7 protein-coding genes are annotated in these 13,327 nt (G+C 50.8%); 4 read left to right on the top strand and 3 right to left on the bottom strand.

Annotated features, from left to right (window positions below; all coding sequences use genetic code 11):
• Window positions 1-179 precede the first annotated feature (179 nt).
• The 3 genes from LLG96_14600 to LLG96_14610 form a co-directional block, all read right to left on the bottom strand.
• Window positions 180-2,405, bottom strand: coding sequence for a hypothetical protein (locus LLG96_14600; protein ID MCE5251440.1), 2,226 nt, complete (start codon window positions 2,403-2,405; stop codon window positions 180-182).
• Window positions 2,406-2,435: 30 nt separating this feature from the next.
• Window positions 2,436-3,392, bottom strand: a complete 957-nt coding sequence (locus tag LLG96_14605; protein ID MCE5251441.1) for a nitrilase family protein — start codon at window positions 3,390-3,392, stop codon at window positions 2,436-2,438.
• A 146-nt stretch (window positions 3,393-3,538) separates the two neighbouring features.
• Window positions 3,539-5,398, bottom strand: a complete 1,860-nt coding sequence (locus LLG96_14610; GenBank protein ID MCE5251442.1) for an FAD-dependent oxidoreductase — start codon at window positions 5,396-5,398, stop codon at window positions 3,539-3,541.
• Between the two features lie 557 nt (window positions 5,399-5,955).
• Here LLG96_14610 and LLG96_14615 point away from each other — a divergent pair.
• The 4 genes from LLG96_14615 to LLG96_14630 all read left to right on the top strand — a co-directional run bounded on the left by LLG96_14615 (window position 5,956) and on the right by LLG96_14630 (window position 13,316).
• Window positions 5,956-7,185: a VCBS repeat-containing protein gene (locus LLG96_14615; GenBank protein ID MCE5251443.1), complete on the top strand. Its 1,230-nt coding sequence runs from the start codon at window positions 5,956-5,958 to the stop codon at window positions 7,183-7,185.
• Window positions 7,186-7,366: 181 nt separating this feature from the next.
• Window positions 7,367-9,463: a M28 family peptidase gene (locus LLG96_14620; GenBank protein ID MCE5251444.1), complete on the top strand. Its 2,097-nt coding sequence runs from the start codon at window positions 7,367-7,369 to the stop codon at window positions 9,461-9,463.
• Between the two features lie 648 nt (window positions 9,464-10,111).
• Window positions 10,112-11,383 (top strand): T9SS type A sorting domain-containing protein, encoded by a 1,272-nt coding sequence (locus tag LLG96_14625; protein ID MCE5251445.1) that lies wholly within the window; start codon window positions 10,112-10,114, stop codon window positions 11,381-11,383.
• Window positions 11,384-11,417: 34 nt separating this feature from the next.
• On the top strand, window positions 11,418-13,316 hold the full coding sequence (locus LLG96_14630) for a hypothetical protein (protein ID MCE5251446.1): 1,899 nt from the start codon (window positions 11,418-11,420) through the stop codon (window positions 13,314-13,316).
• Window positions 13,317-13,327 lie beyond the last annotated feature (11 nt).

Here is a 13,327-nt window from a genome sequence, read left to right on the forward strand (position 1 = left end):
GCCGTTAACATACGAAAAACACAAAATACAAATCCGTCAAAATCCGCGTTCTATTCAATTTTTATGAATAGATCGGGTCAAACGAAATCTCATGTTTTACCTGTGGCCAGATGATAACAATGGCACAGGGAAACCATCGAACAGCATATACGATGGAAAAACCGTAACCGGTACACTGATTATTTCTCCTTCGGGATCGTTATCAGAACGTCACCGGGGATCATGATCGTCCGCAAACGGTCGAAATTTCTGCCGATTTTGCTTGAACCGGACAGTTCCCAGAGCGAGGTCTTCAACCGCCGGAGGGCCAAAACGGAGGTTATCCAGCCCTGCGTCCAGCCTGTCTCCGTGCTCCAGACTCCCCAGCCCGCATCGGAATTGCTCCCCCAGTGCTCCCACCGCTCGAAATCGAACGCCCTGAACCATGCGCCGTCGAGCTCAGGATGAGCTTCGCTCCTCACCTGTATGCGGCAGAGAAAATCCGCCAGCCGGTTCTCCGTTTCACGGTATAGGGTATCCCCGGTTGCCTCGGCCGCCTCGTGCAGCCCGAGGAAGGCAAAATTTGTCGTGTACAGCATATCCGCCAGCGGATCGCCGTTCTGCTGTATCAGGGAGGCCTCGCCCTTGCCGTAATCGGCATTCGATGCGGGAGGACCGTACTGTCCTTTCCCGGAGCCGATTTCTTCGCGTATGGCCCCGCACGGCGCCTGGTACTTCAGGAGTTCCCCTGTCATAATTTTGAGCCATTGACGGTGCTCCGGCGTATCATCCACGCGCACGAGCCATGCGAGCGGCAGGATCATCCGCGCCCGCTCCTGCTGGATGCCGTTCGTCCATACCCACGAATCGGGATAGGCTTTCATGGTCATGGCAATGGCCGTTTTCGCCCGGTTCAGGAAAAGTTCATATCCCGTGTGGCGGTATGCCCAGAGATAGCAGGCCCAGAGGTATGCCTGATAATGGGGAGAGTAACTTATGGTCTGATCGGCGAAATAGCTTTGCCAGCCGTTTTTGACAAGTTCGTCTTCATCGATCCGGTTTTTACGGAAACCCAGTGTTCCCGTAGTTCGCAGATTCGCCATCAGGCATCTCGTGACAGCTTCGTCCCAGCGGTCGGTTTTGAGCACCGCCGAAGCGGCGATAATTCCGAGCAGCGACCGTGCGTTGTCGTCACCGTAATAGACGCCGTAACCGTCAAGGTCCCGCCAGTAGTTTTCGACATCGTTCCAGCCGAACAGCCCGTACGAAGGATTCCCGGAGTCGGCGCGGCTGCCCTGAGACATGATTGATTTCAGGCACAGCCAGTCACAGATATGTTCCGCCGTTCCGCGGTAACGGGATTCGTCCAGAGCCAGACCAGCCAAAGCCATTGCGCCGGCCGTTTCTGCGTTGCAGTCGTTGCGGCGCCACCAGCGAACGGGCTGGGTGCCGTCACGCCAAATGCTCGAACAGAATCCCTCGAGAACCCCGAGGCTGCCGTCCCCGACCGGCCGTTCCGCTCCGGGCATCGGCCCGATGCGGTCACTCCATGTCCGCGCATCGACGGTATAGAGATTCTCCCAGGACGGATGGATCAGCAGCCGCGCGTTGAAAAACCAGTCGATACCGCGGCGGAGCGCCTGAACCTCGATTTCTGCGGGAAGCCGTGATTCTCCGGTAAATGACGGCCGGACGGCCGGTGTCCACTCTACCGGAGGTATAGAATTTTCAGGTCGTAGCCATCGGAGTATCCATGTCCAGATCGTCTCCCATTTTTCCGATGGCGCATAACGAGCGGTGATACAGGCGCTCAGCTTTGTTGTGGACACGAGCACGTTTTTTCCGGGAAGTTCGAACAGCACGGGATAAACCGTCGTTCCTTCGAGGCCGAATACCGCGCGGTCGAATCCCGCCACCTTCGCGATAACGATGAGCGGATGTGGAGCCTCCATTTCGAGAAAACGGCAGCCATGGAGGTAGAGGATATCCATTGCCGATACTCCGGCGCCGAATGCCCCGGCTGTCACCACACCGCGTTCGAGCGAGGTATCCCGCGGTTTCCCCACAGCGATGCCCGGGAGCGAGGAGGGATATTCGACATACAGCCGGAGATTCTTTTTCGCCGCCGTTTCATAAACTTCCTGCCCGACAGGGGTCGGCTCGTCCGGATATCCGTCCGCAAGAATGAGCACACCGGAGCCTGCAGGCGCCGACCGCACCGCATCGAGAGCGGTATCATACCGCGCTGTTTCTTTCATGCGTCCGGCAACGACATGGTACAGATCGTTATCCTCGCGGCAGACAAAAACAAGCGACGGACCGCGGCGAACTGTCTGTACGGTTTCTCCGTAGATGATCGTCTGAAACACGATAAACGCCGATATGACACCGACTGCAACACACATAAAACGAATTCCGTTTCTCACTGTTCGACTCCGGATTTATTGTGCGTTTCTCTATTTCTCGAACCTGACCTTTCGGGTATCCTGCTCGATTCCGGTCGGACGGGTCAAAGGCTCGTACAACTCCGGGCGGCGGGTGCGAATCCACCGTCTCCCGGTCGATTTCTCCTGAAGGGAAGCATCGAGATCGGCAACCACCATATCGTCCCCGGCTTTCCATGTCTCGGTGATGATACGGCCGTAGGGATCGAGAACCATCGCATTTCCGGTGCGGATTTCATCATCGTCCACTCCGACTCCGTTGCTGAAAACGAGGAACAGCCCGTTGTCGTGGGCGCGGGCAGGGAGCCAGCGCATGAGCCAGCCCCGTCCCTTGTCGCCGCGGAGCTCGTCCTCGATCGCACGGGGGTCGCTGTGACGGTTGTGCCAGAGCGCGGGATCGACAAGCCCCATGGCATAAGGACTCGCAGTCTTGCAGCCGCCGGTCTGGTGCGGAGCGAGGAGGATTTCGGCACCCATGAGCGCTGTTACACGGACGTTTTCGCCGATGTTGTTGTCGTAGCAGATCAGCACACCCACGCGGCATCCGTGCGGGGTATCGAATACCGTGTATTCCGAACCGGACGACATGTGTTCGCTGATAAAACAGTGAATCTTGCGGTGACGGCGGCATTGACCGTCCGGCATGGCCACAACATAGGTGTTGTAGAGCTTTCCGTCGTCAGCGATTTCAACGAGTCCTGCACCGATGGTCATCCGGTAAAAACGGGCAAGAGAAAGCAGCTCCTGCGAGGAAGGCCCCTCGAATATCGGCTCCGCCAGAGCCGCAAGCTCATCTTTCGTCAGTTTTCTGAGAAACCAGTAGCCTGTTATGCAGCATTCGGGGAATACGATGATCTCCGCCTCACGGCGCGACGCTTCCTCGGTGAAGTGACGGATTTTCCGGAAATTTTCCTGCTTGTCTCCCGAAGTATGTTCGAACTGCACCGAAGCGACACGAATATTTTTCATGAACGCACCTTTCGACGACAATTACCTTATGGTCTCATATCACCGGAGAGCTGTCCGGTCAAAACAGAAGATAGAAGAACTCTTTCTTTTTTTCCCTTGTTACTTGTGCCTTATGCCTTGTGCCTTATGCCTTCTTAATGCCCGCTTTACCCAACATCGCACGCGAATATGTGCGCCCGGTCGGCACCCCATGTATCTTCAAGGACGAGCCGCACAGTTTTTGCTCTCGCATCGAGGGGCAGCCTGACGAGGCGCTGATAATTGTTATCCGCCTTAGCAATGGTTTTCCATGCTCCGCCGTCACCGCGCACATCGACGCGGAACACATGGGCCATCGCTTCCGGTACCGTGCGATTTTTCATGTTCAGAGGATAATTCGAGGGCATCAGGTACTTGTTGTTCAGGTCGCTGTCGAAGACAAGCCGCATGGACTGTATCTGAACCGTGCTCTTGAACGTGAACTCGATCCACCCACCACGGGGAAGCCACAGGCCGTTGTCGGCGTTCCCGACCGGCCGGTCGATGCCGTTGACGAGCACCGACGTATCGCCGCCGGACGAACTCAGCTTCGCCGTTTTCGAGAGCCCGGGAACCTCCCGCACGTTCCAGGGAAGATAGCAGTCGTCGTCCATGAGAGTCTGCTTGAGAAGAGTAGTTTTTCGTTCATAAACACCCCGCGGGGAAAGCCCATCCTTCACGGCGATTGCAGCGGCGACACCGACCGCCTGACCGAGTGTGGCGCAAGTCGCCATGACGCGGGTGGCGCTCATTGCGGCGTGGGTCGCGCTGATATTACGTCCCGCGAAGAACAGATTGTCGATATTCCGCGAGTAGAGGCTCCGGTACGGGATGCCGAAGGGCGAAGGGGCCGGGTGAAAGATATTCGGTTCACCGGGATGCCGGAAACCCGCCGTATTGTGGTCGTCCATCGTCCAGCCGCCGTATGCGGCGAGATCGTCGAATTTCCCTTCGGCGCGGACATCGTTCTGGGTCAGGATGTGATCCCCGACGTAGCGTCTGCTCTCGCGTTTTCCGGGGAGGAAGCCCACCCAGTCGAGCGTCCAGTTTTCGGCGCCGTGGTCACCGCGATTCTTGATGTGGTCCCACACGCCGAAAGCGATCTTGAGGAGCTCGTCACGGAGACGCTCGGTGTCGTGGATGGAATCGTCCTCGCCGCCGAGCTCCATCCACCAGAAATTGGTTGTGCGTACATCGTGCTCACGGTACGGCAGATCATCGTCACTCTTAAACACGGAGGCCCAGGCAGGCGGAATGAACGGCTGCGGACTCGCCGTTTCGCGGGCCTGAAAAAGACAGCTCATGCCCATCGTCCTGCGGTCGGCTTCCAGCGGCTCGATGTCTTCGCCGAACTCGTCACGGCTCTCCCGTCCGATGCGAAACTCAGCGCCGGAAAGCGGGGCAAGAATCGAGTCACCCGAACAATCGGCGAAATAACCTGCTTCGATATGGTGCCAGGTCTCGGTTGTGAGCTGCCAGGCTTTGACAGCCCGTATCCGCGTTCCGTCCATTTCGATGTCGTTGCAGGTGCAGTTGAGAAAGAGCTCGATATTCGGCTCGAACCGCACTTTTTCGTACAGCACGCTGTCCCATAGCGAGTAGTTCGAGGTCGGGTTGCGGTAACAGTTCTCCATCTGTATTTCGTCGATGATACCGGTCTCACGGTTGTTTTCGCCATGGGCTCCGCAGACATGCATGCGGATTTCGCTCGATGCGTTCCCGCCGAGCACGGGGCGATCCTGCACGAGGGCCACCTTTGCGCCGTGACGGGCAGCGGCGATAGCGGCGCACATTCCCGCGATTCCGCCGCCGACCACGCAGAAGTCCACGCGGTGGTCTTCACGTTTCAATGCGGCAGCACCGGACGGTTTCCCCGTAGATCGTATGAGTCCCGAAGGTGATGACGGACGCACGAACGCCAGCGACGATGCGGCGGCAATTCCGGTTTTGAAGACGGTCCGGCGGTTCATACCGGTGGATTTTCTCATTGCTCGTTCCCTCATTGGTATATGTGACCTGCTTCCGAATAATCGTGCTCATTTCCATTATGAATATAATCCGGTATATCATACCGGGCAACCTATTCCGTAAAGCGATGCAGACATATGTATGGGTAGGCTGTTTGGAATCAGTTCACAAGCATGCTTACTCCATTATCGTGCATATAAAGAAACCTTTGAATAACGAAAAGATCATACCCGTATTGGTCATTCGTTCCATTTTCCCCCGCATGAGAGAAGGGTCAGGGATAAGGGCAATTACCGTATTTCATAGAATTATTACCCTCACCCTCGGTCCCTCTCCCGTAAACAGGAGAAGGAAGAAAAACATTATATCAGGCATTCGAACATGTTTTAAATAATTACTTCAAAGGTTTCGACGTGAATGAACCATTCGGTCTGAAAAAGGATGCTTGATTCATCATGAGATTTTACAGATACTATTATCACAGAAGAACTGAAAAATGAACAATGCTTTCACAAAAACAGGGAATGTTTATAGAGCACTGCATTGCCGTAAACACGCCTTTGCAGGGAGTCAGAGTATGAGAAGTTATATACTGGTCGGGGGAATGTTCTTTGTTTTGATAACTTTATGGACTTTCCCCGTTTTTTCGCAGCAGCCGTCCCGAATTACATGGAAGCACCTTTCAAGCGCTAACGGCGACATTCCCGCTCCGAATCCAGGCAATCAGCAGACTGCAACAGCCGTGTTCGATGTCGACAAGGACGGAGTCAACGACTTTCTCATAACCGAGCGTACACAAGCACCCTCCGTGGTCTGGTATCGCAGGAGCGTCAATGGCTGGACACGGTATGTCATCGATGACACTCCGCTCCATATAGAGGCGGGATCGGATTCTTACGATATCGACGGCGACGGTGACCTCGATGTGGTTTTCGGCGGCGACGCCCGGAGCAACGGAGTCTGGTGGTGGGAAAATCCCTTTCCCGACTATAATCCCGCTGTGCCGTGGAACCGTCACGAAATCAAGAGCTCCGGCGGAAACAAGCACCATGACTGCATGTTTATCGACTGCAACGGCGACGGGAAAACGGAGCTCGTGTTCTGGAATCAGAGTGCCCGCACGCTCTGGTGCGCTTCTCTGCCCGACAATCCCGGAACGGCCCGCTCGTGGGAATGCACGGCGATCTACACATACGGCGGCGACAGCGAAATGGAACAGCGCGGCACTTATCCGGGCTGGAAATCGATCAACGAGCACGAGGGGCTTTCAAAGACCGATATCGACGGCGACGGTGTGCCTGATATTGTCGGCGGCGGACGGTGGTTCAAAAATACTTCCGGATCGGCATATGTACCGAACATAATCGATGCTGGGTATTCATTCTCGCGCTCGGCGGCCGGACAGCTTGTCAGGGGCGGCCGTCCAGAGGTTGTGCTCGTTGTCGGCGACGGGCTCGCCCCCATGATGATGTACGAATGGAAAAAGGGAACATGGGTCGGGAAAGTGCTCGTTGACGAGGTAGACAACGGACATTCGCTCGCGATAGTGGATTTCGATGGTGATGGGAACCTCGACATCTTTAACGCCGAGATGCGCCTGGGCGGCGGCAATCCGGATGCAAAAATCCGCATCCTGCTCGGTGACGGGCTCGGGAATTTTACCGAAACCGTTGTCGATACCGGTTACGGCCTTCATGAATCGAGGATTGCAGACCTCGACGGGGACGGCGATTATGACATCCTTGGAAAACCCTATACATGGGAAGCTCCACGCCTCGATATCTGGATCAACGAGGGCGGGAAATGATGGGGATATCAAGAAGCAGAGAGACTGAGAGACAGAGGGGCAAAGGGAACGAGAAACATATGCTGTGGTTTTTACCGTTGGGGAACTCAACGGGAAAGTTGTGAAAGAATTTACGAAACCTAACACTATACCGGATACCGGAATCCGCTGACAATAATTGATACAGGGAAAGGAGCTTGTAATGTTCAGAAAGGTTATTGCAGGGTGCATGACAATTGTCGTTATATCGATGTTCCCCGCACATATTCATGGGGCCGATTTCGACCGGATTTTTCAGGCGATTCAGAGCGAAGTCTCCGGCAACAGAGCGCGCGACTATGTGATGAGGCTGTGGCAGCACGACAAGTGGACGAACCTTCCCGAATGGAAAAAAGCGATACAGGAAGCGCAGACCATCATGAAAGAACGCGGTTACGATGAAGCAGTGATATATGGGACGCCTGCTGACGGCCGCACCATGTCGGGCGCATGGACAAATCCCATCGGCTGGGAAGCGAAACAGGCGACTCTCGAGGTCATCGAACCCGCGAACCTGCCCGACGAGTTCCGGTATCTCTGCAACTACCGTGATAACCCGACATCGCTCAATGCATGGAGCGCCCCAACGCCTCCCGGGGGCATCGAGACCGAGATTGTGCTCATGGAGACCTCCGATCCCGCCGAGCTGAGCAGGCTCAATGCACGAGGGAAGATCGTGCTGACATCGGCGGGGACACGGGCTCTCAAACGGTATCTCGACCCGAATGGCATTCTCGGGTTCGTGGGGGATACCATCGAAAGCCCCAACGAGGATTTCGTAAACGCAAACCAGTGGCTCAACGGCTGGTCGGACATCCCCGGAGGCTGGTGGATGACCGATTACGACAGCAAGAACAACTTCGGCTTTTCCATATCGCAGAAAAAAGCCAACTACCTCCGTGACCTCCTCCGCGGGGGTCGAAAGGTCAAAGTACGCGCGATCATCGACAGCAGGTACTATACCGATGATTCACTGCCCTATGTCGTGGGCCTCATAAAAGGAACGGATGCGGATGGCGAAGAGATTCTGATTACATCGCACATGAATGAATGGGGTGCGAACGATGATTCGGCGGGTTCTTCGGCGATTCTTGAGATTGTCGGAACACTCAACGATCTGATTCGTTCGGGAAAACTCCCTCGTCCAAAACGGTCGATACGGGTACTGCTCGGCGCGGAATGTTACGGGTCGCTGCCCTATGTGCAGAAATTCCTCGACAGATTACAGACCAAAACGATAGCCGCTATCAACCTCGATACAGGTGCTTCCGATTACAATCTCCATACAACGTCCATTACGATACATACAAATCCGAATGTATGCCCGACCTTCACCGATGCAGTTTTCCCTGAAATAGTCAGGATGTATTATGAACGGTATGCTCCTACAAGACACTGGAAAACGGGGCCCTATTCCATGGGTACCGACACCTACTTCTGTGAGCCGATGATCGGTGTTCCCACGAACTGGGTCTATATGAGCGAAGGTACTCATTTCCATCATAACTCGATGGATACCATCGATAAAATCGATCCCCGTTCACTCCGTGAACTGAGTTTCATTGTCGCAGCATATCTCTACTATATGGCAAATGCGGGAACCGAAGAGGTTCCATGGATCGCGAACCTCACCTTCGAACGTGGCATCGGAATTGTCGCGGAAAAAGCGGCGGAGGCAGATGCGACTCTCATGAAGGCAGGTGACGGCGCCGCGCTCGGTACGGCGCTTGCGGACGGCATCGAGCGGATACAGTACTACACCGACCTCCAGAAAAAGGCGCTCGACAGCATCGGACGCATCGTTCCCGCCGACAAAAAGAACGAGACCCACGATGCGACGGTGTACTATGCCCGTTCTCTCGATGAATTCAGCGTTTCTTTGACCAGACAGCTCCGTGATATGGCGTCATCGAAAGCCAAAACCGCATCGGTCAAGATTGTCATGCCGCAAAAGCAGGAAGGACAGTGGGAGAAGGAAGCCGCGACCATCATTCCTAAACGGAACTACTTCGCCACCCTGTTCCTTGCGGAAATCCCCGTCGACCAGTGGCAGGAAGTAAAATCATCTCCGCACTGGTGGTCGGCGACAAACTGGGCATCGGCATCATACTGGTGGTGCGACGGCAAGCGGAATCTCAACGATATAAAGAAACTGGTCGAGCTCGAAGCGGGAGTACCGGTCAGGAATTTCGACCTGATTAACTACTACAAGTTCCTGCGGCAGCACAAATATGTCGATTTTGTCAGCCCGTCGAAATGATGAATCCGTCCGATAACCCGATCTGTTCATGAATTGCAATGGAACGCGGATTTGCGCGGATCGGGCGGATTTACGCGGATTTGTTTTTTTATAGAGCTTTTTTATATCGATGACTGATTATCACTCAAGACAGGAAGATAGTATAAATAATCTATTATTATATATCGCATTGTGGTGATGCATTTTAACAAATAATTCCGACTTGATTGCAGGGGTAATTCATGAATTGCCCCTGCAGGACTTTCTAATCCTGATAATTCGCAGAAAAGATCCAAAAACACCCCATTTTTTCTGCATTGAATCCCCCTGCAAACTCTTTTCATCCCCGACTGCAACATAACAAGTCAAAACGTGGAATGCATTTATATCCGTGAATTAATCAGACTTTAAAAAATATCAGCAAATATATTCTCATTATTTTCAAATTTTGTGATCTGCATCACATTTTATTTCATTATCCACCCATATATTAGTACTAATATTAATATTGTTCGTAATAATAGTAATACAAGGGCTTTATTATCATTATTATAGATAATATGCGCCTATTACCTGTACTAACATATCATGTATTCCCGCTAAAACTGATGTATACGACGGAAAATATCCGTCATATATGTAAAAATCATCAAAAATGGGGGTAAAATCATGAAAAAACGATTATTCTGTGCAATGCTTATCATGGCATGCCTGTACGCCGCAACGGCAGCCGGAGACGGAAGCTGGAGACAGTTTACCACGGCGGACGGTCTTCCGGCCAACGAAGTACGGGCGATTGCCGAGGACGCGAACGGTGTGCTGTGGTTCGGCACCGACGGCGGCGGAGTGGCGCGGTATGACGGCGAGAGTTGGACCGTGTATGGTGAAAAGGACGGGCTGGTTAATAACGAGGCGCGGGAACTAGCTTTCGATAAGGATGGGGTTCTCTGGGTCGGAACACCAAGAGGTGTGTCGAGCTTCGACGGTGTGAAGTGGAATATATACACGACAGAAAATAGCGGACTGGTGAGCAATTATGTGATAGCGCTTGCAGTGGACAAAAACAATGTCAAGTGGTTCGGGACGATCGATCAGGGAGTGTCTATCTTTGATGGCACATCATGGAAAACGTTGACCGAAAAGGACGGCCTTCCTGGCAATAAGATTACCGCAATTGCATTCAGTGAAAATGGTAATGTATGGATTGGCTCCGACAGAGGCGCCACGTGCTTCGATGGCGTAACATGGAAAACATACAATACTGAAAACAGTGGAATATCCCACAACCTTGTGTTGGCGATCAAAGAAGACGGCAACCACACCATGTGGTTCGGGACGAGGCGTGGTGTATCGAGTTTTAACGGCAGCTCATGGACTGTATATTCTGCCAGGACAAAACACAACATTCTCGATACCAGATGTATTTACACGATTGACATCGACAAGGATGGAACATTGTGGTTTGGATCAACGATGGGTATGTGGAGTTATGACGGTAATAATTGGGTGAGCTATACCCGGTTTGAAAGTAATCTTAAAAATGATGTATATGTTCGGGCAATTCATACGGATACAGTGGGTAAAAAATGGGTAGGTGCCCGTGATGCCATGACGACAAGGTTATCCGATCAACCGCAAATCATGAAAAAATCATCACAGCCGACCCAGATGAAAATTGTCGGTAACTATCCCAATCCCTTCAATCCGGAGACCACAATCGAGTTTGTCATTGCGGAAAGCGGCTATGTAAGCCTCGATGTGTACAATATCGCCGGTCAGAAAATCCGTACTCTTGTTACCGAAAACATGATGCCGGGTATTCATACGGCGGTATGGAACGGACAGAACGATGCAGGAACACCCGTGGCATCGGGTGTTTATTTTTTCCGGCTTAAAATGGGCGAAACAGTATTACACCATCGTATTATGCTTACAAGATAAAATATATTTCAGTCATTCTTGATGGAGGAATACAATGAAAAATATATTAAGAATCGCTCTTATAACTATCGCGCTGTTCTCAATAAACGGTATCGTATGGTGTACAACTTATTATGTCGATCCTGTCAATGGTTATGATGTCCCCGACCCCAGTTGGGGCCAAAGCACAGGTCAGGCGTACAGGACTATCAAATATGCGATATCAAAATGCAGCACCAATGATATTGTCAAATTAATGGATGGCGATTTTGTTGAAGTAAAATTTAATACACCGGGAGGTGGTGGAGAAATATGGGATGGAGTCCGCCATGTTCAAATATTTGTAGATAAACAAATAACGATAGAGAGAGAAGACGGCGATCCAACAATAATCGGGTTTAATTACGACTACCCAGCAGAAGGTGGCAACGATCTTGATGATATAATGCTCATCGACCAGACGGATGTGGAGATAAATGACATCACTTTTGATGGGTATTACTACGCAACAGGCGACACCGTTAAAACAAATAATGTAATATATATAACACCCGATGCAGATGGCACCCAGGTACTTTACTGTAATTTCACCAATTTCGGAAGCGATGCTTTCTATGGAGGTGGTTACGATTTTTACTCGATAGTCGGGGGTGGATGGCCGAAAACTGAGTCATCCAACAGGCTCTATAATGTAAAGATTAACTATAATAATTTTTACGGTAATCCTTTTGCAAGCGTGGGTGCCCATGAAATTTACCTGAATTATGCATCAGACGCGGAAATTAAATATAACAATATAACAAATAACGGGAAAGGGATTCCGCTAAAACTAAAAGATGGATGTATCAGTACTGATATTATCGGAAACACCGTTCATGGTGCAAATACCGGTTTCATTTATGATGAATATGTTACCTATTACAGTTCGGAAACGATAGTTACTGATAACACATTTGACGATAGTTATGGTGTCATAAATGAAAATGAATATCTGGGCCCCTTTCGGCCAACCGCAAACCATATAAAATTATTTGAGGATAATACCATTTACGAATTCTCCACTGCCGATACAAAGCACATACAAGGTCTTGCTTATAAGTCATCGGCTAATGATCTTTATGCGGCGCAAAAGAACAGCAGTCATACTGAAGCTATTATATTGCCAAACCCAAACGCTCCTAGTCCAGATAATGGATATGGATTTTCAGCGGATAATTACTATTGTCAGGGTGATATGTGCACAACTTCTGCTTATGTGGTTTTCTGTACGCAATATTCGGGCACACAACGTGTGTATAAAGACTATATTGATGGTGATTTTGATAATGGAGCAAATCCGTCAGATTACTTGTCTGTTGGTCAATACGAAACAGTGACTGCCCTTTCATCCTATGACGATAATTCTTTTCTAACCGCTATTCGTGATACCGGTAATTCAGAAGTCAGAATATATCAGAGTACTACATCTGACTTGACATATTCATTGAAATTATATAAATCATTTACATTTGCTGATTCCATTACTGCTATAGCATGTAATGGAACTGATATTGTTTTTGCAACGTATAAGAATGGTACATCAAAGATATATAACGGTACTCTCAATGATTTAAATAATGCAACAAAACAAGGGAATGATATCTCAGGTTATGTATCGTCCATGTGTTTTGCACGGGGAAACCTTGTAACTGCCGTTTATGATAACAATTCACAGTTGTCTAAACTGTATTACGGTTCTTCGAGTAATCCAACAAATTATTATACTGGCAACTACGCATATATAATATTTCTGGCGCTTGCCGGGGATTATGGCACTGGAAATGAAAACTATATGTATTCTCTTGTCCATGATACATCCGGTGGTAACAATTGTAAAAAAATATATTTCACCAAGGATGTGACTGATTATGACGATCAGTTGTATTTTTACTCGCAATGGTACCGTGATTTTTAATGAATAGTACA

It is taken from the genome of bacterium (assembly GCA_021372535.1).
Lineage (GTDB): Bacteria > Latescibacterota > Latescibacteria > Latescibacterales > Latescibacteraceae > JAFGMP01.

Excerpts from the sequence above, each read along its gene's own strand:
- LLG96_14605 (MCE5251441.1), bottom strand. The coding sequence starts at position 3,392 with ATGAAAAATATTCGTGTCGCTTCGGTGCAGTTCGAACATACTTCGGGA.
- LLG96_14615 (MCE5251443.1), top strand. The coding sequence starts at position 5,956 with ATGAGAAGTTATATACTGGTCGGGGGAATGTTCTTTGTTTTGATAACT.
- LLG96_14625 (MCE5251445.1), top strand. The coding sequence starts at position 10,112 with ATGAAAAAACGATTATTCTGTGCAATGCTTATCATGGCATGCCTGTAC.
- LLG96_14610 (MCE5251442.1), bottom strand. The coding sequence starts at position 5,398 with ATGAGAAAATCCACCGGTATGAACCGCCGGACCGTCTTCAAAACCGGA.
- LLG96_14630 (MCE5251446.1), top strand. The coding sequence starts at position 11,418 with ATGAAAAATATATTAAGAATCGCTCTTATAACTATCGCGCTGTTCTCA.
- LLG96_14620 (MCE5251444.1), top strand. The coding sequence starts at position 7,367 with ATGTTCAGAAAGGTTATTGCAGGGTGCATGACAATTGTCGTTATATCG.